The sequence below is a fragment of the Providencia sp. PROV122 genome (assembly GCF_028482365.1).
In the GTDB taxonomy this organism is placed as follows: Bacteria; Pseudomonadota; Gammaproteobacteria; order Enterobacterales; family Enterobacteriaceae; genus Providencia; species Providencia stuartii.
The window spans coordinates 132,169-156,145 of record NZ_JAMPQI010000001.1 but is presented as its reverse complement, the minus strand read 5'-3'; the positions used below and the strand labels follow the sequence as shown (position 1 = coordinate 156,145).

20 protein-coding genes are annotated in these 23,977 nt (G+C 43.1%); 11 read left to right on the top strand and 9 right to left on the bottom strand.

All coding sequences use genetic code 11. From position 1 onward, the window contains the following. Positions 1-21: 21 nt before the first annotated feature. Genes PSE69_RS00695 through PSE69_RS00680 form a run of 4 tightly spaced genes read left to right on the top strand, consistent with a single transcriptional unit; the run spans position 22 to position 3,158 of the window. The gene (locus PSE69_RS00695) at positions 22-807 is read left to right on the top strand and encodes an SDR family oxidoreductase (protein WP_004922369.1); all 786 of its coding nucleotides are present in this window, start codon (positions 22-24) and stop codon (positions 805-807) included. Between the two features lie 59 nt (positions 808-866). After that, positions 867-1,724: a co-chaperone YbbN gene (locus tag PSE69_RS00690; RefSeq protein WP_014656541.1), complete on the top strand. Its 858-nt coding sequence runs from the start codon at positions 867-869 to the stop codon at positions 1,722-1,724. Positions 1,725-1,737: 13 nt separating this feature from the next. After that, positions 1,738-2,682, top strand: a complete 945-nt coding sequence (locus PSE69_RS00685) for an SPFH domain-containing protein (RefSeq protein ID WP_014656542.1) — start codon at positions 1,738-1,740, stop codon at positions 2,680-2,682. Next, complete coding sequence (locus tag PSE69_RS00680; protein ID WP_004922378.1) at positions 2,679-3,158, top strand: NfeD family protein; 480 nt, start codon at positions 2,679-2,681, stop codon at positions 3,156-3,158. Before PSE69_RS00685 ends, PSE69_RS00680 begins: the two co-directional genes overlap by 4 nt. On the opposite strand, the gene cueR is transcribed toward PSE69_RS00680, so the two are convergent. Beyond that, positions 3,112-3,522, bottom strand: a complete 411-nt coding sequence (cueR, locus tag PSE69_RS00675) for a Cu(I)-responsive transcriptional regulator (protein ID WP_014656544.1) — start codon at positions 3,520-3,522, stop codon at positions 3,112-3,114. The two genes, PSE69_RS00680 and cueR, sit on opposite strands and share 47 nt — an antisense overlap. A 141-nt stretch (positions 3,523-3,663) precedes the next feature. Between cueR and copA the strand changes: the two genes are divergently transcribed. From copA to PSE69_RS00650, 5 genes are all read left to right on the top strand, one after another. Further along, positions 3,664-6,609: a copper-exporting P-type ATPase CopA gene (gene copA / locus PSE69_RS00670; protein WP_121874625.1), complete on the top strand. Its 2,946-nt coding sequence runs from the start codon at positions 3,664-3,666 to the stop codon at positions 6,607-6,609. 177 nt (positions 6,610-6,786) lie between these two features. Then, entirely contained in the window at positions 6,787-7,587 is an 801-nt protein-coding gene (locus PSE69_RS00665; protein WP_004922384.1) for a TraB/GumN family protein, read from the top strand. Between the two features lie 19 nt (positions 7,588-7,606). After that, positions 7,607-8,083, top strand: a complete 477-nt coding sequence (gene ybaK, locus PSE69_RS00660; RefSeq protein ID WP_004922388.1) for a Cys-tRNA(Pro)/Cys-tRNA(Cys) deacylase YbaK — start codon at positions 7,607-7,609, stop codon at positions 8,081-8,083. Positions 8,084-8,502: 419 nt separating this feature from the next. After that, entirely contained in the window at positions 8,503-9,594 is a 1,092-nt protein-coding gene (locus PSE69_RS00655; protein ID WP_121874626.1) for a 3-oxoacyl-ACP synthase III family protein, read from the top strand. Between the two features lie 166 nt (positions 9,595-9,760). Then, positions 9,761-10,546: a nucleotidyltransferase domain-containing protein gene (locus tag PSE69_RS00650; protein WP_121874627.1), complete on the top strand. Its 786-nt coding sequence runs from the start codon at positions 9,761-9,763 to the stop codon at positions 10,544-10,546. 78 nt (positions 10,547-10,624) lie between these two features. Here PSE69_RS00650 and ushA read toward each other — a convergent pair whose 3' ends face one another. Beyond that, positions 10,625-12,292: a bifunctional UDP-sugar hydrolase/5'-nucleotidase UshA gene (ushA, locus tag PSE69_RS00645; RefSeq protein ID WP_004922398.1), complete on the bottom strand. Its 1,668-nt coding sequence runs from the start codon at positions 12,290-12,292 to the stop codon at positions 10,625-10,627. A gap of 376 nt (positions 12,293-12,668) precedes the next feature. Here ushA and PSE69_RS00640 point away from each other — a divergent pair, with 376 nt between their 5' ends. Continuing rightward, on the top strand, positions 12,669-13,892 hold the full coding sequence (locus PSE69_RS00640) for an MFS transporter (protein WP_004922399.1): 1,224 nt from the start codon (positions 12,669-12,671) through the stop codon (positions 13,890-13,892). 262 nt (positions 13,893-14,154) lie between these two features. Further along, positions 14,155-15,897, top strand: coding sequence for a YbaL family putative K(+) efflux transporter (gene ybaL / locus PSE69_RS00635; RefSeq protein ID WP_004922404.1), 1,743 nt, complete (start codon positions 14,155-14,157; stop codon positions 15,895-15,897). Positions 15,898-16,276: 379 nt separating this feature from the next. On the opposite strand, the gene PSE69_RS00630 is transcribed toward ybaL, so the two are convergent. The 7 genes from PSE69_RS00630 to PSE69_RS00600 form a co-directional block, all read right to left on the bottom strand. After that, positions 16,277-17,590: an inosine/guanosine kinase gene (locus PSE69_RS00630; RefSeq protein ID WP_004922409.1), complete on the bottom strand. Its 1,314-nt coding sequence runs from the start codon at positions 17,588-17,590 to the stop codon at positions 16,277-16,279. Between the two features lie 101 nt (positions 17,591-17,691). Continuing rightward, positions 17,692-18,810 (bottom strand): LPS O-antigen length regulator Wzz(fepE), encoded by a 1,119-nt coding sequence (wzz(fepE), locus tag PSE69_RS00625; protein ID WP_004922411.1) that lies wholly within the window; start codon positions 18,808-18,810, stop codon positions 17,692-17,694. Positions 18,811-18,928: 118 nt separating this feature from the next. Further along, positions 18,929-19,900: a ferrochelatase gene (hemH, locus tag PSE69_RS00620; protein WP_040132310.1), complete on the bottom strand. Its 972-nt coding sequence runs from the start codon at positions 19,898-19,900 to the stop codon at positions 18,929-18,931. Between the two features lie 128 nt (positions 19,901-20,028). Further along, positions 20,029-20,673: an adenylate kinase gene (gene adk, locus PSE69_RS00615; protein ID WP_014656554.1), complete on the bottom strand. Its 645-nt coding sequence runs from the start codon at positions 20,671-20,673 to the stop codon at positions 20,029-20,031. 192 nt (positions 20,674-20,865) lie between these two features. Beyond that, the gene (htpG, locus tag PSE69_RS00610; RefSeq protein WP_004922423.1) at positions 20,866-22,740 is read right to left on the bottom strand and encodes a molecular chaperone HtpG; all 1,875 of its coding nucleotides are present in this window, start codon (positions 22,738-22,740) and stop codon (positions 20,866-20,868) included. A gap of 268 nt (positions 22,741-23,008) precedes the next feature. Next, positions 23,009-23,608 carry a recombination mediator RecR gene (gene recR / locus PSE69_RS00605; RefSeq protein WP_004922431.1) on the bottom strand — a complete coding sequence of 200 codons (600 nt, stop codon included), beginning with the start codon at positions 23,606-23,608 and terminating at the stop codon, positions 23,009-23,011. Further along, positions 23,608-23,937, bottom strand: coding sequence for a YbaB/EbfC family nucleoid-associated protein (locus PSE69_RS00600; protein WP_004922433.1), 330 nt, complete (start codon positions 23,935-23,937; stop codon positions 23,608-23,610). The genes recR and PSE69_RS00600 overlap by 1 nt, the downstream gene beginning before the upstream one ends. Positions 23,938-23,977: the final 40 nt, after the last annotated feature.

Sequence of the window (23,977 nt, the reverse complement as noted above, 5' to 3'; positions counted from 1 at the left end):
AGCCTATAGGTAGGTAAAGTTATGCAAAAGTCGGTATTTATCACCGGTGCTTCTAGCGGTATTGGCTTTTGTGCCGCCCAAACACTTCGCAAACGAGGTTATCATGTGATAGTTGCCTGCCGTAAAGAAGCTGATGTTTTGCACCTAAAAGGACTAGGCTTCGATACTGTTGTACTCGACCTTGATGATAGCCATAGCATAGATAGCGCTGCCGATGAGGTATTGACGCTATGCCAAGGGCGCCTTTTTGGCTTATTCAATAATGCCGGCTTTGGTGTGTACGGCGCGCTGACGAGTATTAACCGCCAGCAATTAGAGTCTCAGTTTTCGACTAACTTTTTCGGAATACACCAATTGACCTTGCGCTTGCTTCCAGCCATGCTAGCTCATCATGAGGGGCGTATCGTACAAACTAGCTCGGTAATGGGAATTATTTCAACGCCGGGTCGTGGTGCCTATGCAGCGAGTAAATATGCGTTAGAGGCATGGTCCGATGCGCTCCGTTTGGAGCTAAAAGGCACGGGTGTCCATGTCAGTTTAATTGAACCAGGCCCCATCCATACCAATTTCACCAGTAATGTGGCGCAAACACAGCAAGATAATCCGGTTAAAAACCCAGGAATTGCACAACGTTTTACCTTAACGCCAGAACATGTGGTCGCAAAATTGGTACATGCCCTTGAAAGCCCTCGTCCACGTATCCGTTATTCAGTCACTTTGCTCACCGTCATAGTTCGCATACTGAAACGGCTGCTACCGGATTGCTTGATGGATAAAATACTGGCAGGTCAGGGAAAAAAGGCTTGAAAAAAAATAAAATAGCCCCACCTTTAGAGTATTAAAAACTTATTTAAAAGAGATATTTTATGCAATCTTTTGCCCAAATCGTGGATGTTAATGAACAAAATTTACACCAAGTTGTAGAACAATCCATGCAGATGCCAGTTATGTTCTACTTCTGGTCTGCACAAAGCCCGCACTGTCAAGAGTTTGGTGCGACTCTCGATAAAATTGCCAATGACTATGCGGGTCTGTTTATGTTGGCGCGCGTCAATTGTGACGTAGAGCAAAATGTTGCAGCTCAATTTGGTCTTAGAGCAATACCAACCGTTTATATTCTGCAAGAAGGTCGTCCTGTTGATGGTTTCCAAGGCCCTCAACCCGAAGAAGTCGTATTAGAGATGCTTTCGCGCGTATTGCCTAGTCCAGAAGAGTTGAAAGCCGCACAAGCAGCAGAGTTGATTGCTGAGGGGAAACCTCAGGAAGCGCTACCGTTACTTAAAGAAGCGCATCAGCTTAATGAGAAAAACAGTGATATCACCCTGTTATTAGCAGAAACACAGATCGGTCTGAATCTTGTGGATGAGGCAGAAAAAACACTGACATCGGTTCCGATGCAGGACCAAGATAGCCGCTATCAAGGGTTAGTGGCACAAATTGAGTTGCTCAGACAAGCGGCGGATACGCCAGAGATCCAGCAATTACAACAAGAATTTGATGCTGACTCAGACAATGCCGAGCTAGCTGTGCAATTGGCATTAAAATTACATGAAGTGAATCGCAATGAAGAAGCTTTAGAAATGCTATTTAGCTTCTTGAAAAAAGACCTCAGCGCTGGAGATGGCGCCGTGAAAAAAACAATGATGGATATTATGTCGGCAATGGGAACAGGAGATGCGATGGCCAGTAAGTATCGCCGACAAGTATATTCATTACTTTACTAAATAAGGAATGATCATGGATTTGTTCGCGTTTGGTGCTATACCGATTATTATTTTTATTGCGATTGTTATTGTTTTTACCTGTGTCAAAACAGTACCGCAAGGCTATCAATGGACGGTTGAACGTTTTGGTCGTTATACCAGAACATTGCAGCCGGGGTTACATATTATTGTGCCATTTATGGATAAAATAGGTCGTCGCATCAATATGATGGAGCAAGTCCTTGATATCCCATCGCAAGAAGTTATCTCGCGTGATAATGCTAACGTCACCATCGATGCCGTCTGTTTTATTCAAGTCGTTGACCCAGTGCGTGCAGCTTATGAAGTTAGCAATCTCGAGCTGTCTGTTTTGAACCTGACAATGACCAATATTCGTACCGTATTAGGCTCCATGGAGCTGGACGAGATGTTGTCACAACGAGATTCCATCAACTCACGCCTTCTGCACATTGTGGATGACGCAACCAACCCTTGGGGGGTGAAAATCACCCGTATCGAAATTCGTGATGTTAAGCCACCGAAAGAGCTAGTCAACGCGATGAATGCGCAGATGAAAGCAGAGCGTACTAAGCGTGCCGACATTCTGGAAGCTGAAGGTATTCGTCAAGCGGCTATCTTGAAAGCGGAAGGTGAAAAACAGTCACAAATTCTCAAAGCAGAAGGGGATCGTCAATCTGCATTCTTACAAGCAGAAGCCCGTGAAAGGGCTGCTGAGGCGGAAGCAAAAGCGACTAAGATGGTTTCTGAGGCTATCGCGGCGGGTGATATGCAAGCAATCAACTATTTCGTTGCTCAGAAATATACCGAGGCACTGACAAGTATTGGCTCTGCTGACAACAGTAAAGTGATCATGATGCCACTTGAGGCGAGCAATTTAATGGGCGCTATCGGAGGGATTGCTGAACTTGTCGGTGAAAGCAAAAAAACGCACTCGAATAAGAAACAGGAAAACTCATGATAGAACTTATCAGCGCTCAACCCGCATGGTTTTGGCTGTGCCTTGGTGGTTTATTGCTGATTGGTGAACTGCTCGGTACCGGTGGTTATCTATTATGGTCGGGGATCGCCGCTGTTGCGGTGGCGATCATTACTTTCGTGCTGCCTTTTCTGGGTTGGGAATGGCAAGGGATTTTATTTGCTATCTTAACTATCCTTTCAGCCGTATTATGGCGGAAATGGTTAAGTTTACGTAAAAACTCACAAGCAGATGAGGTCAACCAAAAGAGCCACCAACTCATTGGCACTAAAGTCCGTCTGATTTCCGATACGGATGAAGGTTTTAGCCGCGCACGCCTAGCCGATGGCAGTTGGCGAACATACAGTGAGCAACCTTTAAAAGCAGGCACTGAGGTGATCATCACCTCAGTGGATGGGATCACTCTGCATGTTAAGCCTTATCATGATGGCAACAACCCCGAGACAAGTGATCAATAATCGGGCAGTCTGCATTCTCATCACCGGGACAAGCGTCCACTAAGTTTTGCAGCGTATCTTTAATAGCAGACAATTTCGCGATTGTCTGCTCTAACTCTGCAATTTTCGCCATTGTGGTATTTTTCACATCCGCGCTGTGTCTTGCTGGGTTACGGAACAAACTCAATAACTCGCCGCACTCTTCTAACGTAAAACCGACATCTTTTGCCTGTTTTAACAGACCTAATTCATTAAGGTGTCTATCTTGATAATAGCGATAACTATTTTCCCCCCGTTCAGGTGGAGTAATTAAACCTTTTTCTTCGTAAAAACGAATGGCCTTTGCGGTAAGACCGGTTTTCTTGGCAATTTCACTAATATTCATCATACCCCTTGACCTTACCCTTGAGGGAAGGTTTAACCTTCCCTACATATCAAAAAATTTATATTTGTTTAAAAATTTCAGTGTATTCTGCCATGATAATAAAAACGACAGGATCCGTCATGAGTTAAGGAGATTTTACTTATGAGTAGCAAAATCATTCTCTCCCTGCAAGGGCTAAGTTGTATGCACTGTGTTGGTACAGTCACCAAAGCACTTGAAGCCCGCTCGGACATTGATCATTTCAACGTCACCATTGAGTATGCAGTGATTGAAAGTAATGCTAGCGCTCAATCATTGATTGAAACTATTCAACAGGCGGGTTATGACGCAAAAATGGCCGAACAACCGGATATCACGCTACAGCTATCCGGCCTTAGCTGCATGAACTGTGCCGGTAAAACACAGCAAGCACTTGAAGCGGTTGACGGTGTAGCGGCTGCTATTGTCGATACTCAACAAGCAAAAGTTTACGGTAGTGCAGCAGCAGATACCTTAATTAATGCGGTTGAGCAAGCAGGCTATCATGCAAAAGTGGCACAACCCAGTCAGGTGACATTAGCATTATCGGGGCTTAGTTGCATGAAATGTGCTGAAAAAACCCGCCTTGCCCTTGAGGCCGTTGACGGTGTTGATTATGCGGATGTCGATACTAACTCTGCCGTGATATATGGTAATGCACCTGTAGAGGCGTTAATTGCCGCTGTGGCTGATGCGGGTTACCAAGCCACATTAAATCAAGCGGGGGCTAACTTCCCAAAAACGCAGCCGCTAGCAAAATCGCCTGAACAGCCGGAAACTGACTCAGCGGCAATCTGTGAAATACCGGCTCAAAAGTCCGATTTAGGCGAGCAACCTGACATCTCCCCTTCAGATGACAGTATCCAGCTATTATTAGATGGTATGACTTGTGCAAGTTGCGTTAATAAAGTGCAAAAAGCCCTCAACAGTGTTCCGGGCGTTGAAAATGCCCGTGTTAACCTTGCTGAGCGTAGCGCGCTAGTGACGGGAACCGCGCAGCCAGCCGCACTGATAGCTGCGGTGGAAAACGCTGGCTACGGCGCCGAAATCATACAAGACGAAGCTGAACGCCGAGCACGGCAGCAACAAGTCGCTGATGCAAATATGCGCCGTTTTCGTTGGCAATCTGCACTTGCATTAGCCCTTGGTATCCCTGTGATGATCTGGGGGATGATCGGCGACAATATGATGCTCACGCCACAAAACCACTCAATTTGGCTAACCATTGGGGTTTTAACTTTCGCCGTGATGGTCTTTGCTGGTGGTCATTTCTATAAAAACGCTTGGCAAAGCCTAAAAAATGGCAGTGCGACAATGGATACTTTGGTCGCACTCGGTACAGGTGCTGCTTGGTTATACTCAATTGTCGTCAACTTGTGGCCTGAGATTTTCCCTGAACAAGCACGCCATCTCTACTATGAGGCCAGTGCGATGATTATTGGTCTGATTAATTTAGGCCATGCACTAGAGCAACGTGCCCGCCAGCGCTCCTCAAAAGCCTTAGAGCGATTACTGGACTTGACGCCTCCGACTGCCCGCGTGGTTACCGAGCAAGGTGAAGTGGATATGCCACTTGAGCAAGTCAAAAAAGGGATGACTTTACGCCTAACAACGGGGGATCGTGTACCTGTTGATGGCGAAATTATTGAAGGTGAAGTCTGGCTAGATGAAGCGATGCTAACCGGTGAACCCATTCCTCAACAAAAAAGCAAAGGCGATCAGGTACATGCAGGCACTGTCGTTCAAGATGGTACTGTGTTATTTCGCGCGGCGGCTGTGGGTAGCCAAACCACACTAGCGCGTATTATCCATCTTGTGCGCCAAGCTCAAAGCAGTAAGCCTCAAATTGGCCAATTAGCCGATCGTATTTCATCGATATTCGTACCTGTCGTGGTTGCCATTGCTGTCATTTCAGGGCTTATTTGGTATTTTGTCGGCCCAGCCCCGCAAATTACCTACGCATTAGTCATCACCACGACTGTTTTGATTATTGCTTGTCCGTGTGCTCTTGGTCTGGCGACCCCCATGTCAATCATCTCTGGCGTTGGGCGGGCGGCAGAATTTGGTGTGCTTGTCCGTGATGCCGATGCTCTGCAACAAGCAAGTGAGTTAGACACTATCGTCTTCGATAAAACGGGCACATTAACAGAAGGCATGCCACAGGTTACCGATATCCATACCTTTAATGGCTTTTCTGAGACAGAAGTACTACAACTTGCGGCTTCATTGGAAAGTGGCTCTAACCACCCGCTTGCTCGTGCAATTGTCAATCGAGCCAAAGGGCTCTCCTTCCCTACAAGCGAACAGTTTAGGACATTAGCAGGTCTCGGTGTCAGTGCCATCATCGAAGGCAAAACGGTATTACTTGGTAACCAAAAATTATTGATGCAAAGTCATATCGATACCAGTGCGATTGAAGAAACATTGCATCAACAAGCTTCAATGGGGGTCACCCCCGTTTTGTTAGCCGTAGAAGATAAAATCGCTGCATTGCTTTCTATCCGTGATCCATTACGTGAAGACAGCGTCAGTGCCTTAGCTCGCTTACATAAACAAGGCTTTCGTTTAGTTATGTTAACAGGGGATAACCCAGTTACCGCAAAAGCCATCGCAAAAGAAGCGGGAATTGATGAAGTGATCGCAGGCGTCATGCCAGATGGTAAATCGGCTGCAATCGAAGCTTTACAAGCCAAAGGCCATAAAGTGGCAATGGTTGGCGATGGGATCAACGATGCCCCCGCACTGGCCCGTGCCGATGTTGGTATCGCAATGGGAGGCGGCAGTGATATTGCGATAGAAACAGCATCGATTACCTTAATGCGCCAAAGCCTACATGGTGTTGCAGATGCGGTTGCCATTTCAAAAGGCACATTGCGCAATATGAAACAAAACCTATTTGGTGCCTTTGTCTACAACACATTGGGGATCCCAATTGCAGCGGGTATTCTTTACCCTCTAACAGGAACATTGTTGAACCCTGTGGTTGCAGGTGCAGCAATGGCCCTCTCCTCAATCACCGTCGTGACTAACGCCAACCGACTGCTACGCTTTAAACCGAAACAACAATAGGCTACAGCCCGACATTGAGTTTAACTGAATGTCGGGCTTTTCACGCTTAGGTAAATTGCTCGTGATATCATGCCTAACCCCAATCCAATTTTACAGATAAAATAGCGCAAAGTGAGTCGCAAATCGCTACAAGATTGTTTAATCTAAAGGACTGATACTAAAACGTAGGAAAGTGAAATGGCCAAGCTGCTCGAAAACTTAAAAAACTGGTTACATACAGAAGCAGCTCCCGTCTACCCTTATCCAGCTATTGATGTTCGCTTATCAAAAAATCTTAAGCTGCATATTGTTGGTAGTATTCATATGGGAACTGAAAACATGTTTCCACTTTCTGACATTCTTCTCGATAAACTCAATCGAGCCGATGCCCTGATTGTTGAAGCCGACATCACGGATACCCGCTCCCCTTTTATAACCGATAATGCTCTTCGTGCCCCCCTACAAGATCGCCTAAGCACTGACGAATATCAACGACTGCAAAGTTGCTGCCAAGAAATACATCAAAATCCAAGCCAATTTGATGCGTTACCCTCATGGCAAGTCGCCCTAATTTTACAATCCACCCAAGCTCAAGGGTTAGGACTACACGGGCACTATGGGATTGATTACCAATTACTCCGTAATGCACAATCTCAGCGGATGAAAATCATCGAGTTGGAAGGTACTGATGCGCAAGTCGAGCTATTATTAAACTTGCCCCAAGAAGGCTTACCTTTATTACAAGATACGTTAGAGCACTGGCGCGCTAATGCCCGTTCATTACAGACCATGATAAGCTGGTGGCTTGATTACCAACCCCATAACCGTGTCACATTACCTAAAACATTCAGTGATGATGTTTATCGTGTTCTCATGGAACAACGTAACCAAGATTGGAGTAGCAAGCTAAAGGCATTACCTGATGGTAATTATGTGGTTACCGTTGGTGCTTTACATTTATTTGGTGATGATAGTTTAGTTAGTTATCTACGAAATTGAATACAAAACAGGTAAAAACATGACTCCCGCTGTAAAGTTACTTGAAAAACAAAAAATAAACTTCACGCTCCACCCTTATGATCATGATCCTAATGTGCATGATTTTGGTAATGAAGCAGTGAGCAAACTCGGTTTAGATGCTAAACAAGTTTTCAAAACGCTACTTATTGCACTTAATGGTGATCAAAAAACGTTAGCGGTCGCAGTAACCCCTGTATCAGGGCAGTTAGATTTAAAACTGGTTGCTAAGGTTTTCAAAACCAAAAAAGTTGAAATGGCCGACCCACAGATAGCACAAAAAACAACAGGTTATTTAGTTGGAGGGATAAGCCCACTAGGGCAGAAAAAACGTCTGCCTACCGTTATCGATAGCCAAGCGCAACAATTTTCCACCATCTTTATTTCTGGCGGTAAAAGAGGGTTAGACATTGAAATAGCGCCACAGGATTTAGCTCGCGTTCTCAATGCAACATTTGCTGAAATAAAGAAAGTGTAAAACCCCTGAGCGTTGTTATCGATAATACTCTCATTTCCCTTACACTATCAATTCATCATACTGGTTTATGCTTTATTATTTATAAGTCATAAGCCAGTCGATTTATCATAACTTTATAAAATAGTCATCATCTAAAATAAATGAGCACCTTTATTAAATCGATTGATATATAAGCATATTTTTATATGCTACCAGCTTGAATTATGAAAATTATAAATTAATATTTATTTTTATATTACATTTAAAAATCCAAAAATTATTATTTACCGTATAAATAAAATAATAATTTATATCCGTCTTAATAGTAACAACTCAAACAGACTCCTAAAGGTTAAAAACCGTTTCTGTTTTATTTGCGATGAATGTTATGAACGCTCAATGCATTTGGCATCATCATAGAAACCATGTAAGGAGAACCTATGTTATCAGTTGGAATTCAAGCTGTTGCCATTCATTTACCAGAAGGTTTACGCACTAATGCATGGTGGGATAAAGAGGCCATCACCTCTTCTCATTCACCTAAATTTTCAACTCACCAACACCAGTCTCTTTATGATAAAGCCATGCAACCTTATCTATCCGATCCCTTTTTAGGCAGTGTCGAGCGCAGAGTCGTGGTCAATCATGAAAGCGCTTCCTCACTCGGGATCAAAGCAGCAACCAAGGTGTTATCAGCCTCAAAAGTCGCCGCTAGTGATATAGATTGCCTCATTGTCACTTCCATGTTTGATGACCATATTGGTTGTGGTGATGCAGGCTATATCGCACAGGCACTCGGTATCGGTGGTGGCGCCTTTAATATTGGGGCAACCTGTAATAGCTCGATGTCAGCATTACTAACAGCTTGTGGCTTGGTAAGCAGCGGCTTAAATAACAAGGTATTAGTCATTGCCACAGCACTATTCTCTCGGGCACTTGACGACGACAATGCCGCCATGCGTTTTCATGGTGACGCATCCACCGCCTTCATCGTAGGCCCTGTTAAAGAAGGATATGGCCTGCTGGGCTCTAAATCGTTACACCTTGGTGAAACATGTGGCACTTGGTGCTTTAAGGTCGTCGAAGACCAATATTCGCCAACAGCGCAACATATCCGCCTCAGTTTCAATAAGCCAGTAACCCACGTGCTACGTTCAACAGCAGAATATTACCTTAAACAGACCGTAAAAGGCGCATTAGCCAAAGCAAAACTCTCTATTAACGATATCGATTGTGTCGCACTCAATGCCCCGACAGCTTGGCATGCCGAGTTTTCCGCTAATGTATTGGGGATCGAACCCAAACGGGTCATCAATACATTTCCTCAATTTGCTTACAATGGCCCCGCCATGATGCCGATCCATCTGTATACCGCAGCGATACAAAAATCGATTAAGCCCGGCGGCATTATGCTGTTATACGCCTACGGAGGACAAACAGAAGCGTCAGCCGCTGTATTGCGCTGGCCTAATGTTATCCTTGGTGCACCACCGGAGCCTGCTTCCGTGATCGATCATAAAGACATACCGTAGATGACCTCTTTCAAGGTGCAAAATTAGTAAGCTTAACCAACGGCATTTGTTAACTTGCTGGATTTACGTTATTTTTGGTCAGATCACAAAATAGATTTCTCGAGATAAAGGGGGAATAAAACGCTCCTTGTTACTGCAATCTTCATCATGAAAAAGGTACTCAAAAATGGCAGTTGATGAAAATGGCTATATCTGCACATTAAAAAAGCAACCTATACCAGCGAGATATCAAGAACTACTCACATCTGTTCAATCACAACTACTCGCTCAGTATGGCGATAGAATTTGCAGTATTTTTATTTATGGTAGCGTTGCACGTGGCAAAGCTACTTCTCCTAAATCCGATCTGGATCTCTGTGTTATTTTTCACGGCAATATTGATAACACAGAGGCTTTAGCGCTCAGCAAGATAGGCGAAAATAGCCTTCGACTTTACCCTATTGTTCCAAAGGTGGATTTCGATATAGCCAGTCAACAGGAGGTCCTGTCACCGAATAACACCAACAGTTGGGGATACTGGCTAAAGCACCATTGCCGTATCATTTATGGTGACGACCTTTCCCGATATTTTCCCCTATTCCGCCCATCAAGGGCCATCGCCTTAGCCGTCAATGGTGATTATCACACCACTCTCTTAGATTACATTCAGAAAATGGCAAGTACGGATGATCAGGCAACGTTCTTAAAATTATCCAAAGAAGCTTCTAAGAAACTTATCCGCTCTACAAATATTTTACGGACGCCTAACGACACAGACTGGCCAGATACATTAGATGAACATATCACTCGGCTACACAATAAATATCCCGCCTTAGCGCATCAATTACCCTTTTTTATGGCGCAAATCCAGTTCGCGACTTACTCTAAAAAAGATTTTATCCCCCATTTGCACACGGCAATAACTCGCCTATTGCAAGCAGATGAAAGTATGAAAGCAAACGAAAAGGCCTGACCCCAGTTACTGTCTGGGATCAGGCCTTGTAAGCAGTTCACTCGCCTATTGAAATGTTATTAATAGGCGACTTGGGCATTATTTTTTATAAACAATTTCGCCTTTTGGTTCATAGTCTGCCGCTTTTAGTGGTGAATGTTTTTCAATATAGCCTTTCAACACTTCCGCATCGACAAACCCTGTATTGACGTAGTTAGGATGATTATCGATTTTCGGATAGCCATCACCGCCTATAGCATTAAAATTCAGTGTTGCCATACGGTAAGTTTTTTCAGGATCAACTGGCTTACCATCAATTTTCACGTCACTGATGCTACCATCCGGATTAACAGTCAGGCTGACATTATAAAACTGTGCGTAAGCGCCTGAATCAGGTTTCATGTTCGCAGCAGCCTGCAAATATGGAAGCACTTCGCTGCCTTTGAAGTCAACATACACTAATTCATTCGTAAATGGCTGTACCTTTAAAACATCTTTATATGTAATATCACCGCTCTCAATCGAATCACGGACACCGCCGCCACTCATAATTGCAAAATCAGCACCTGCACGCTCTTTTTGTGCCGCTAACAAGAGACGCCCCATGTTAGTTTGCACAAAACGAACTTTACTACGGTCGCCTTCGAGTTTGCCTTCAACAGAGCCAACTTTAACATTCAGCTGCTCACCCCCTTTCTCTTGATAAGGTGTCAGTAACTTCATCATTTCTGGGTTGTGCGCAATTTCTTGAGTGTAATAGACACGCTCAGTGGTGCCATCTTCTTTAGTCACTTTCTTTTTCAAGTTGATAGGGATCAATTGGTAATGTTTCAGTGTGAACTTACCATTTTTAAATTCGAAATCTGCGCGACCGACATATTTCCCCCATTCATGGGCTTGAACGATCCAAGTGCCATTTTGATTATCAGGTGCACAAGGTGTTCCCGGCACATAGTCGACTTGTTTATAGTTTTTATTCTCCGCAGACATACAAACGGGATCTTGTGAGTGACCACCTACTATCATATCTAAATATCCAGCAGGTAAACTACGCGCCATTTCAACATCACCCGGTGCATTCGAACCATGTTGACCGTCATCGTAGTGCCCCATATGGGTGGCTGCAATAATAATGTCTGGCTTTTCAGTCTCACGCAGCTCTTCAATCACTTTTTTCGCCTCTACCGATGGCGTTCTAAATTCCACATCTGGGAAATTAGCTGGATTGCCGAGTTTCGCTGTATCGTCCGTGGTCAATCCTAATACGGCGATTTTGACGCCTTGCTTATCAAAAATTTGATAAGGCTTGAACAAGCGTTTACCGGTGCTAGTTTGGTAAATGTTGGCAGATAAGAATGGGAAATTAGCCCATTTTTCTTGGGTACGTAACACTTCAAGCGGATTATCAAACTCATGGTTACCTAATGCCATCGCATCATAACCGACTAAGTTCATCCCTTTAAAATCAGGCTCTGCATCTTGCAAGTCAGATTCAGGTACACCTGTATTGATATCACCACCAGAAAGCAGCAATAGGCTTCCACCTTGTTTCGCAACTTCATCACGGATTTCATCAACCACCGTTTTTTGAGCCGCTAAGCCATACTCACCGTGATCGTTATGCCAGAAGTGACCATGATGGTCATTAGTATGCAAAATGGTGATGTTATAGGTTTTATCTTTTTCCCAAGCATTTGCCTGTGCGATAGGCAACAGTGCTAAAGATACCGTTAATGCGCATACCGATGCTTTAAAGGTTAATTTCATCTCTTTCTCCCTGCCGATATAGGAATTTTGTGCGGTATAAGTAGATAATAAGTTTAATATCACCGCCTATCTTATACTCTATATCATTTAAGATACGTCACGGACGTATTACCATAGAAATATAAGGCAGGCTGTGTCTCATACGAATGAGCGCCGTCAGTAGCACCACACGTTGAAGTATGATGAGTATATAGCACAAAACCGCGATCATAATTAGATAACCAGTGCATAAAATGATGCTTGTTTCATTAAAGTGAGACATCAATCAAAATAATGACACGAGTGACTTTTTTTATCGTGATATTTATTAGTTCAAATAAATTACAAATACGCTATATTGATAACAATTGTGCAACACAACTAGAAGTTACTAACTATGAGCGACCAAACAACAAGTTCTAGCAATACCGCACCATCAAAGCCTATCAGCAAAACAGGCAAAACCGTTTTCAGTATTCTAACCGCAATTAGCTTCTCTCATTTACTGAATGATATGATCCAGTCTTTGATATTAGCTATTTATCCGTTATTGCAATCCGACTTTTCATTAAGTTTTGCACAGGTTGGTTTGATCACGTTGACTTACCAAATTACGGCATCACTACTACAACCGATCATTGGCTATTATACTGACAAACATCCACAACCTTATTCACTCCCAATAGGAATGGGCTTTACGCTAACAGGTTTGTTGTTACTCGCTATGGCGGAAACCTTCCCGGTTATTTTGCTTGCTGCTGCGCTGGTAGGAACAGGCTCTTCCGTATTCCATCCTGAATCATCTCGCGTTGCGCGTATGGCATCAGGGGGGCGACATGGCCTTGCACAATCGTTCTTCCAAGTCGGTGGAAATTTAGGCTCCTCATTAGGCCCGCTACTCGCGGCACTCATCATTGAGCCATATGGTAAAGGGAACGTTGGCTGGTTCTCTCTGGCGGCCTTATTAGCTATTGTGGTTTTATTGCAAGTGAGCCGTTGGTATAAGCAACAGCATCGCACCACCAGCAAAAAACCAGTTCGTCACGTGGAAGTCAAAGTACTACCACGTAAAGCGGTGATTGGCTCATTGACGATATTGCTGATTTTAATTTTTTCCAAGTACTTTTATCTAGCCAGCATTAGTAGCTATTATACCTTTTATCTCATTGATAAATTTGGTGTTAGTGTACAAAACGCCCAGTTCCATCTGTTTATTTTTCTCTTTGCCGTCGCAGCAGGAACCATGATTGGTGGGCCTGTTGGCGATAAGATCGGGCGCAAATATGTTATTTGGTTTTCTATTTTAGGCGTTGCGCCTTTCACGCTAATGCTACCGCATGCTTCCCTGTACTGGACCAGTATTTTGACCGTTATTATCGGATTAATATTAGCTTCTGCATTTTCAGCCATTTTAGTCTACGCACAAGATCTCATCCCCGGTAAAACAGGCATGATTTCAGGGCTATTTTTTGGATTAGCATTTGGTATGGGAGGCGTTGGAGCGGCAGTGCTAGGGCAGATTGCCGATAAGACCAGTATTGAACAAGTTTATCAATATTGTGCTTTTCTACCATTATTAGGAATTTTCACTGTACTACTACCAAATTTAGAACAAAAATAACTATTTCTCTTTATTTCACCCATACTTATTGAAAAATAAGTATGGGCATATCCTTCTATATCCCACTTAAAATTCAATAAAAAATCATAAAAATGACATCTTTGTAACGATTTAGCACTAATACAGTACTTTTATTTGAAAAACATTGAAATTTTTTAAGGAAATTTTTCTCAAATAACGATAAAATAGAATTATATGCAAAGCGCATTCCAAAATACGGGAATTTTATTCCTAAAAATTCAAATTAATAAAAGGAGACTAAATGGAGCATTCTACGCCCTTAATCACAACCATTGTTGGTGGTCTCGCCCTTGCATATTTGTTAGGTATGATCGCTCAGCGATTAAAAATTTCCCCTCTAGTGGGGTATCTTGCGGCTGGAGTCTTGGCCGGTCCTTTTACACCTGGTTTTGTTGCCGATACAACACTTGCACCTGAACTCGCTGAGATAGGTGTTATCCTACTGATGTTTGGCGTTGGGTTACACTTTTCGCTTAAAGATCTTATGGCGGTTAAAACCATCGCCATTCCCGGTGCTATTGCACAAATTGCGGTTGCTACACTGTTAGGTTTAGGCCTTTCCACCCTTTTTGGTTGGGGAACCTTTTCAGGGATTGTTTTCGGCCTCTGTTTATCCACAGCCAGTACCGTAGTGTTACTTCGCGCCTTAGAAGAGCGGCAACTGATTGACAGTCAACGCGGTAAAATTGCTATCGGCTGGTTGATTGTTGAAGATCTGGCAATGGTATTAACACTGGTACTACTACCAGCCGCCGCCGCGATTATGAATTCAGAGCAAGCCAGCTTAAGTGAGTTACTCATCGGTCTTGCATGGACAATAGGTAAAGTTGTCGCCTTCATTATCCTCATGATAGTGATTGGCCGCAGAGTCATACCTTGGATTTTATCGCGCACCGCATCCACCGGCTCTCGTGAACTGTTTACATTGGCTGTATTGGCACTTGCATTAGGTATCGCCTATGCGGCTGTCGCCTTATTTGATGCCTCCTTCGCTCTTGGCGCGTTCTTTGCTGGTATGGTATTAAATGAGTCAGAACTAAGCCACCGTGCAGCACAAGACACATTACCGCTCAGAGATGCGTTTGCTGTTCTATTCTTTGTGTCTGTTGGTATGCTATTTGACCCTGTGGTCATTATTGATCACCCATTAGGTGTGATTGCTGTTCTCGCTATTATCATTGTGGGTAAATCCGCCGCAGCGTTGGTGCTTGTGCGTTTATTTGGTCACTCGCGGCGAACCGCATTAACCATCTCTGTCAGCCTTGCCCAAATCGGTGAGTTTGCCTTTATTTTAGCGGGGATGGGAATGGCGCTTGGCGTGATGGATAAAGAGGCGCAAAACCTTGTGTTAGCCGGTGCCATTGTCTCTATTATGCTTAACCCAGTGCTGTTCAGCTTATTGGATAAGTACTTAGAGAAGACCGAAACCGCCGAAGAGCAGTTACTCGAAGAGACTTTGGAAGAAGAAACTCAAATTCCTGTCGATATTTGTGGCCATGCAATTATCGTTGGTTACGGTCGTGTAGGAACTATGCTGGCAGATAAACTGCGTAGACGTGATATCCCATTAGTCGTGGTTGAAGATACTCGCGCTAAATTTGAAGAGCTAGCAGAAAACGGGTTCAGTGCTATTTTAGGTAACGGTGCTAATAGAGATATCATCAGCCTTGCTCGTATTGAGTGTGCAAAAACGCTGCTTCTTACCATTCCAAATGGTTATGAAGCGGGTGAAATCGTCGCGCATGCTAAAGAGCTAAACCCAGATATCACAGTGATTGTTCGCGCGCACTACGATGATGAAGTCAGCTTTATTAAAGAGCGTGGTGCTGAGCATATTATTATTGGTGAACATGAAATTGCTAAAGCGATGGCAACTTTTATGTGTAATGATGTCACTGAGTATGGTTGCTCAATGGATGATGACCCTTCTCCCACAGCCGGTGAAGGTAAAAGTCTAGATGAATATCTAAAACCCTCTCATTAAAACACATTTAAGGGAAGCTTCGGCTTCCCTTTGTTTATCTGGTAATTCTGTTGTGTTAATCCCTGTATCAGGGATGCAGCTTACTCTTTTCAATCATGACTGGTTTACTGAGAGAGCGTGAACTGTTCGCCCCCGACTAATATGCGATTTTTCACTATTAAAAATTCTAAAATAGAATAATTAATAATAAATAGATTCACATTTTCTCCACTTTTTAGCATAGATAAGTCGTTATACTCATCCCCGCCTAAACCATTATTGATGATATTTTTTGTGTCCTCTTCCCCCACGATGTGGGGGAATTTTTTTCTGGCATTGAGGTAAAAAAATACCCCACTGTTTTGCTCAAACAATGAGGCATTATGCAAAGGCTTGCGTATTAACGCTCCCAATAGGACTCTTCTAAGCTGTCTTCTTTTTCAGGTAGGCCACGCGTTAAACGCGGCGAATGTTGAGTCAAGACTTGATAGCTCACGCGGTTTGCATATTTGCACACTTGAGCAAGCGAAGAGTAAGTTAGATATTGGCGCGTATGCTTACTGGAATTAGGCACATTGAAGCGATGATAGGAGTTTGCGGTGATATCGTGTAGCAATGCGGATAACGCGCCATCTCCTGCACCATTAGTATTCATGATCTTTTCAGGTCCCCCCATATAAGGCTCAATATGAGAGTATATGCGCATAGGAACTTCACAATCTTGCTGGCGCATTGCGCGGCTAAATTCATAGAGGTTAAATTCAGGAATAGCGCCCGGTAATAATGGGTGTTGGGTGGTGCGTTTAAATGCTTCTTCCGTATAACCTGCCATATATAGCCCTGATGGCCCCGCCGTACACAGCACAAGATCGACCCAATTTAGAGCCATATCCGAAGCTAACAACGGGTCATTACACCCTGTTAGCTCTAACGCCTCATCTTCATTCATCGCGACAACAGAGACATGCTCAGCCAGAAAATCACGCCAAAACTGGGGGTCTTGCGCTATCACGAACTTAGTACCGAGTGTTAGTACAACGGGAACATTATGCTTTTTAGCATAGCTAATCGCCTGCATCGTGGCTTCTGGCATGGTTTCACCGGGCTTGCAACGAACCAAATAAGCGGTCAAAACTAACGCCGAAGCGCCAGCAATAATCTCTTCTGGGATACTTTCAGGGCGTAGACGATTCATATGCCCTGGGCTAATCGCGAAGGTTCTCTCACCGTTTTCAGCAATAAGGGTAAAGCAGCGACCAATTGGCCCATCGACCCCTTGTAAATAGTTGAGATCCATGCGGCTCGATGTATGGCATAAATAGCGATAAGAGTAGCTTCCAATTTGAATGTTATTGCACATCGTTCCCAATAACACCGAGCGATCATCCGCCAGCACGGAGTAGTTATGCAGCGTATTCCCGATGGTTCCCCCTGCATACTCATGTGTGATTAATGCGTTACTGGTTAGCTCTTTATATAAAGCCTCTGCAACATCATCTTCAATCACTAAAGAGTGACCTTTACTGAGTTGATAGCGTTCAATGAATGCATCGTCGACTTTAGCTTCAATATCGACCAGTGTTTGATCGATACCAACAATATAAGATTGGCAGTTTTCGCCATCATCTAAACGCTCTTTAATAGGCTGTAACAGCGGATCTCTGAGGCTAACAGGAAAGTAGTGCTTTGATTTACGTTGACCGGGGAATTTCATAATGGATAAATTAGAGAGTATACATGGCACTATTCTAGCACGATAAATGCAAACCAGCACCTTAGACAAAGGCGCTGGCTTACATCAATAACACCTTTTAGTTAGCTATTATTCTTGTGATAGTCGCGATATAGCTCGCGCGACAGTACATAAGCACAACTCAGAATAAAGCCTAAAATAGCGCTCAGCATGATAATCAATACTGATTTAGGTGAATCTTTTTGAGTGGGTAGATCCGGCGCTAACATAAATTTAGCAGGGATAAAGTCAAGGGTATCAATATCAAGCTCTGATAGATTTTTAATGTAATGTTGGCGAATTTGTAGGTCTTCATTCAACAGAGCGATATCACGGTTTTGTAATTCAATCGCTAACTTCTTCTCAAGAGCTTCCGTACCTAATGCAATAGGGTAATCGGGGTCATCACTAATGATTGCCGAATCACTAACAATGGGCTTGCGCACACCCGCTGCTTTTGCAATATCAATAGCACGTTTTAACCTTTCAACTTTTACATCATATTCAGAACGGATCTTTGTCACTTCTTGCTTAAAAGTTTCATTAGCATAGACCAATTGCTGTGCAATCGCATTTTGAATATCTTTCTTAAACTGCTCTCTGACCTTAGTTGCCGTATAGCGAACATAACCAGACAGTAAGTCTTGGGCCTCAGAAGGTGTTGGCGCCACAAAAGTCAGTATGATGTCGCTAGAGGTACTGTTTTTCTCTTTTGACTGGTCCTTAAGGCCGATATTATTCGAAATAATAGTATTGACTAGCCGCTGCTGCTCATTTTCTTTATCTGTAGAATTCACTTGCTCTGACAACTTTTTGAAGTAATTGGTACTCCGAACATAAGCTTCTTGGTTAACTTTCGAACGATACTGGTCAATAAAGGCATTAAAGATCTGCTGTGCCGATAAATCAATCTTAACATCGAGCACACTCAACTGTGCGCTCAATGTATTGATATCTTTAATTTCCTCAGAAGAAGGTGGGATGACAACAGCCGTACTGCTCCACTTTTGAGGCAACTGAAATACCACAAATATACTGATAAGCGTGATAACAACAGTAATAACGATAATAAGAAGCTTATTCCTTAATAAAACAGCGAATAAAGCCATCAAATCGATTTCATCGCTTTGCTGTGAGTTAAATGGTGAGACTTGCTTTCCTTTTGCGGTTTTGCCATCCGGTGACTCTCTATCAGTGCTCATATCAGTTCCAATAAAATACAAATATTAACAATAAATTAACTTTTTATATTAACTAGTATAGTGAATTTTGATACTTATGATATATCGATTAACGCCATATTTAATATCAATTACAACTTTAGATTGTATTTATTGTACTAGTAATAAGTAATTTAAATAAGTTAATACTATCATCATTATCATTCAACGCAGGGATATAATGATACGATTCTCCGCCCTGACTTTTGAAAAAGTGTTGATTTTGCTCACTAATTTCTTCTAGTGTCTCTAAGCAATCCGCTGAAAATCCGGGGCAAATAACTTGCACTGACTTTACACCTTGTGAGGGTAATTGCTTCATCGTTTCATCAGTATAAGGGGTTAACCACGGCTCTCTCCCAAACCGAGATTGATAGGTCATCAATACTCTCTCTGCTGGGAAATTCAAGGCTTCTTTGACTAAACGTGTCGTTGCTTCACACTCTTGAGGGTAAATATCCCCAGTGTCTGCATAGCGTTTAGGAATACCGTGAAATGACAGTATTAATCGATCAGGCTCCCCGTGCTGCTCAAAACTTTGCTCTATGGAATTAACCAACCCTTGAATGTAGGCAGGATGCGTCGCATAGCTACGAATAAAATGTAAGGACGGTATCGTGCGCATTTGGCGGAAAATTGCCGAGATCCCATCATAAACTGCGGCGGTGGTTGAACAAGAGTATTGTGGATATAAAGGTAGCACAATCAACTCTGTCACACCTTGGCTCATTAATGAATCAATTGCACTTTTCAATGATGGTGAACCATAGCTCATCCCAACTTCCATTGGGATCTCAGGAAAACAAGCTGATAGCTTTGCTTTCTGACGTAGCGTGTAAGCAAGTAAGGGTGACCCCTCTTCTGTCCAAATCGATTGATAGAGTTTAGCCACTTTTGGTGAGCGAAATGGCAAGACAATACCGTATAAAATAGGCTTCCAAATCGCACGTGAAACATCAATCACTCGTACATCGCTTAAAAACTCTGCAAGGTAACGTTTCACTGCTGGGGTTGTTGGGGAATCAGGGGTTCCTAAGTTAACCAATAAAATGCCGTATTGACTTTTTGACATGGTAATTACTCCTTAATGATAATTATTCCCAACTTTATATCACAAAATATTGTCTTTTATTGTTTTCTAATGCTTGAAAAGCAAAGGCAGCGATAATCGCTGCCTTTGTTGATAGCTATTGTTGAATATTAGCCAAGGATCTTCGCTAATTCTTCACTCACTTCAGTGACCTTGCGTGTACCATCGATTTTGAAGTATTTGGTGTTCCCCGCATCAGCTTCTTTTTGATAGTAAGCAACCAAAGGTGCTGTTAAGTCATGGTATTCAACCAGACGCTTACGCACGGTGTCTTCTTGGTCATCTTTACGGATAGTTAGCTCTTCACCAGTGACATCATCTTTGTTTTCAACTTTAGGTGGGTTAAATGTCACATGATAAACACGACCCGATGGCGCATGCACACGGCGACCAATAATACGTTCAACAATGATTTCATCAGGCACATCGAATTCTAATACGAAATCGACATTAATGCCTGCTTCTTTCATCGCGTCTGCTTGAGGAATGGTACGTGGGAACCCATCCAACAAGAAACCATTGCGGCAGTCATCTTGTTTGATACGCTCTTTAACCAATGCAATCACTAACTCATCAGTCACTAATTTACCATTGTCCATTAGCTCTTTTGCTTTTAAACCTAGCTCACTACCTGCTTTAACTGCTGCACGTAACATATCGCCAGTTGAAATTTGTGGGATACCAAATTTCTCCATAATAAATTGAGCTTGAGTGCCCTTACCGGCGCCTGGAGCACCGAGCAAAATAATACGCATTGCGTAAACCCCTTGCTATTTAGTTTTTTATAATTTGAAAAGAAAACAAGATACCATACCATTAGCATGCCGCTTTACTCAAGAAGACACGTAAACGTTTTCGCATTTAACTTCTTTCGCAAAAGAAAAAAACCACGCTAAAGCGCCCGCTAAAACGTGGTTTTTGCTCAAAAACGAAAATCAATTATCTCATTATTTCATTAATAATTCATTGATTTTGCGGATAAATAAGTTTGGATCTTCTAAGGTACCGCGTTCAGCGAATAGCGCTTGATCAAGTAACACATTAACCCAATCTGCAAACAGCGCTTCATCCGTTATTTCAGATGCTTTTTTAACCAATGGGTGTGAAGGGTTCAGTTCAAAGTTGTATTTAACTTCTGGCGCTGTTTGACCCGCTGCAGCAAAGAGTTTCGCCATTTGAGTACTCATTTCATCCGCATTGGTCGTGACAATCGCTGGGGTATCCGTTAAACGATGCGTTAACTTAACCTCTTTGACGCGATCACCCAGCAACGTTTTTACTCGCTCAACAAATGGCTCTAACTGTTTATCAGCTTCTTCTTGCTCAGCTTTGTTTTCATCCGCCAGCTTATCTAGTGACTCATCAGCCTTACTAACAGATTGGAACTGTTTGCCATCAAACTCTGACAGATAGTTCATCATCCATTCGTCGATACGATCAGAAAGTAGCAATACTTCAATGCCTTTCTTACGGAATAGCTCTAAATGTGGGCTGCTCTTCGCGGCAGCATAGCTATCAGCAGTGATGTAATAAATTTTTTCCTGACCTTCAACCATGCGAGCAACATACTCTTCCAAAGACACATTTTGCACGCTGCTATCGTTATGGGTTGATGCAAAACGTAACAGTTTAGCGATAGCTTCACTGTTACTCATATCCTCTGCAGGCCCTTCTTTCATAACTAAACCGAACTGTTGCCAGAAAGATTGGTATTTTTCTGCGTCGTTTTTCGCCAATTTTTCTAACATTTGCAGAACACGTTTAGTGAGTGCACTACGTAGGCTACGAGTCAATGCGCTGTCTTGTAAAATTTCACGCGACACGTTGAGTGGTAGGTCGTTTGAATCCAATACACCGCGGACAAAACGTAAATAGTTTGGCATAAATTGTTCTGCATCATCCATAATAAAGACGCGCTGAACATACAATTTCAAACCATGGCGTTGCTCACGATTCCACAAATCAAACGGGGCTTGTGAAGGGATATACAGTAAACTTGTGTACTCTTGTTTACCTTCAACACGGTTATGAGACCAAGTCAGTGGGTCTGCATAGTCATGAGAGATATGCTTATAAAACTCGGTATATTCCTCATCGGAAATTTCAGACTTATTACGCGTCCACAGTGCTTTCGCTTGGTTGATTTTTTCCCAAGTGATAGTGCCATCTTCTTCGTTCTTAACTTCAATCTCAACAGGCAATGCAATATGGTCAGAGTATTTGCTGATTACCGAGCGCAAGCGCCAGCTATCTAAAAATTCTTTCTCATCTTCGCGTAAATGAAGGGTTATTTCCGTACCACGATCGGCTTTTTCGATATCAGCGATAGTGTATTCGCCTTCACCTGCTGATTCCCAAAATACCCCTTGATCTGCTGCTGCACCAGCCGCACGGCTGCGGACGGTCACTTTATCAGCCACAATAAATGCAGAATAGAAACCAACACCGAATTGACCAATCATTTGGCTATCTTTCGCTTGGTCGCTTCCCAGAGATTCTAAAAAGGCTTTTGTTCCTGATTTAGCGATAGTCCCTAAGTTCTCAATCACTTCATCACGGCTCATACCGATACCGTTATCGCTAATTGTTAGGGTGCCATCTTCTTTATTCGCGCTGATACGAACACGTAACTCACCATCATTTTCATACAACTCAGGCTTTGAAAGTGCACGAAAACGTAATTTATCTGCCGCATCAGATGCGTTTGAAATAAGTTCACGCAAAAAGATTTCTTTGTTTGAGTAAAGAGAGTGGATCATTAACTGGAGAAGTTGCTTAACTTCGGATTGGAACCCACGAGTTTCTTGTCCTTTCATACTCATTAATGCCTCTTATATCATCAATCTAATGGGATAATTTTGACTTATCGATGGAGTTTAATTGGGGGCAAAAAATAGGAATTCAACTCATTAAGGTAAAAAATGCATTACGACAATAAAGATAACAGCTAACGAAAAGCGAAAAAAGAATGGCGAAACGCGGGAAGTTGCGAGCTACAGCGGGCCGTAAGCGTACGCACTCCAAGTCGCATACCTAAGTATGTGACTCAGATAGTTAGGAAGCCTGTAAAGCTGTAGCTTGGAGTAAAAATTAGAGGCGCTGACGACCCGCAAGTGAATGCGATAGCGTTGTGCCGTCAACCATTTCTAATTCACCACCGACAGGTACGCCATGCGCAATGCGGCTTGCAGCCACCCCATATTGGGCACACATTTGTGCAATATAGTTTGCCGTCGCTTCACCTTCTACAGTTGGGTTTGTCGCAAGTATCACTTCGATAATGGTTTCAGAAGACAACCTTTCTTCTAGCCTATCAAGCCCAATATCCATCGGCCCAATACCATCAAGGGGTGATAAATGCCCCATCAGTACAAAGTAGCGCCCAGAAAATTGCCCTGTCTGCTCAACAGCATAGATATCTGCTGGACTTTCGACCACACAGATCAACCCGTTTTGTTGGCGACGTGGATTTTCACAAATATTGCACACCTCTTGTTCTGTAAAGGTGCGGCAATCGCGACAATGACCAATTTCAGACATGGCTCGAGTGAGCGACTGCGCAAGGCGCATGCCGCCACTACGATCACGCTGAAGCAGATGAAATGCCATACGCTGCGCTGACTTTGGTCCTACACCAGGGAGACAGCGCAAGGCTTCCATCAATGACTCAAGAAGCGGACTTGTTTGCATTAGAACGGCATCTTAAAGCCTGGTGGCAATTGCATTCCACTGGAAACACTTGCCATTTTTTCTTTTTGCGTTTCTTCGATACGGCGAGCCGCATCATTAAATGCTGCCGCAATTAAGTCTTCTAGCATCTCTTTGTCATCTTCAAGAAGACTCGGATCGATTTCAACACGGCGGCAGTTATGTGAACCATTGATGGTAACTTTGACTAGGCCGGCACCAGATTCGCCTGTTGCTTCTAGATTGGCGATTTCTTCCTGAACTTTCTGCATTTTTTCTTGCATTTGTTGGGCTTGTTTCATCAAATTGCCCAAACCACCTTTACCAAACATAGTTATCTCTCACTACTGAGGCTACAGCTTACTAACAGAG

Bases quoted from the DNA above. Each gene is read 5' to 3' on its own strand.
- PSE69_RS00695 (WP_004922369.1), top strand. From the start codon at position 22: ATGCAAAAGTCGGTATTTATCACCGGTGCTTCTAGCGGTATTGGCTTT.
- PSE69_RS00690 (WP_014656541.1), top strand. From the start codon at position 867: ATGCAATCTTTTGCCCAAATCGTGGATGTTAATGAACAAAATTTACAC.
- PSE69_RS00685 (WP_014656542.1), top strand. From the start codon at position 1,738: ATGGATTTGTTCGCGTTTGGTGCTATACCGATTATTATTTTTATTGCG.
- PSE69_RS00680 (WP_004922378.1), top strand. From the start codon at position 2,679: ATGATAGAACTTATCAGCGCTCAACCCGCATGGTTTTGGCTGTGCCTT.
- cueR (WP_014656544.1), bottom strand. From the start codon at position 3,522: ATGAATATTAGTGAAATTGCCAAGAAAACCGGTCTTACCGCAAAGGCC.
- copA (WP_121874625.1), top strand. From the start codon at position 3,664: ATGAGTAGCAAAATCATTCTCTCCCTGCAAGGGCTAAGTTGTATGCAC.
- PSE69_RS00665 (WP_004922384.1), top strand. From the start codon at position 6,787: ATGGCCAAGCTGCTCGAAAACTTAAAAAACTGGTTACATACAGAAGCA.
- ybaK (WP_004922388.1), top strand. From the start codon at position 7,607: ATGACTCCCGCTGTAAAGTTACTTGAAAAACAAAAAATAAACTTCACG.
- PSE69_RS00655 (WP_121874626.1), top strand. From the start codon at position 8,503: ATGTTATCAGTTGGAATTCAAGCTGTTGCCATTCATTTACCAGAAGGT.
- PSE69_RS00650 (WP_121874627.1), top strand. From the start codon at position 9,761: ATGGCAGTTGATGAAAATGGCTATATCTGCACATTAAAAAAGCAACCT.
- ushA (WP_004922398.1), bottom strand. From the start codon at position 12,292: ATGAAATTAACCTTTAAAGCATCGGTATGCGCATTAACGGTATCTTTA.
- PSE69_RS00640 (WP_004922399.1), top strand. From the start codon at position 12,669: ATGAGCGACCAAACAACAAGTTCTAGCAATACCGCACCATCAAAGCCT.
- ybaL (WP_004922404.1), top strand. From the start codon at position 14,155: ATGGAGCATTCTACGCCCTTAATCACAACCATTGTTGGTGGTCTCGCC.
- PSE69_RS00630 (WP_004922409.1), bottom strand. From the start codon at position 17,590: ATGAAATTCCCCGGTCAACGTAAATCAAAGCACTACTTTCCTGTTAGC.
- hemH (WP_040132310.1), bottom strand. From the start codon at position 19,900: ATGTCAAAAAGTCAATACGGCATTTTATTGGTTAACTTAGGAACCCCT.
- adk (WP_014656554.1), bottom strand. From the start codon at position 20,673: ATGCGTATTATTTTGCTCGGTGCTCCAGGCGCCGGTAAGGGCACTCAA.
- htpG (WP_004922423.1), bottom strand. From the start codon at position 22,740: ATGAGTATGAAAGGACAAGAAACTCGTGGGTTCCAATCCGAAGTTAAG.
- recR (WP_004922431.1), bottom strand. From the start codon at position 23,608: ATGCAAACAAGTCCGCTTCTTGAGTCATTGATGGAAGCCTTGCGCTGT.
- PSE69_RS00600 (WP_004922433.1), bottom strand. From the start codon at position 23,937: ATGTTTGGTAAAGGTGGTTTGGGCAATTTGATGAAACAAGCCCAACAA.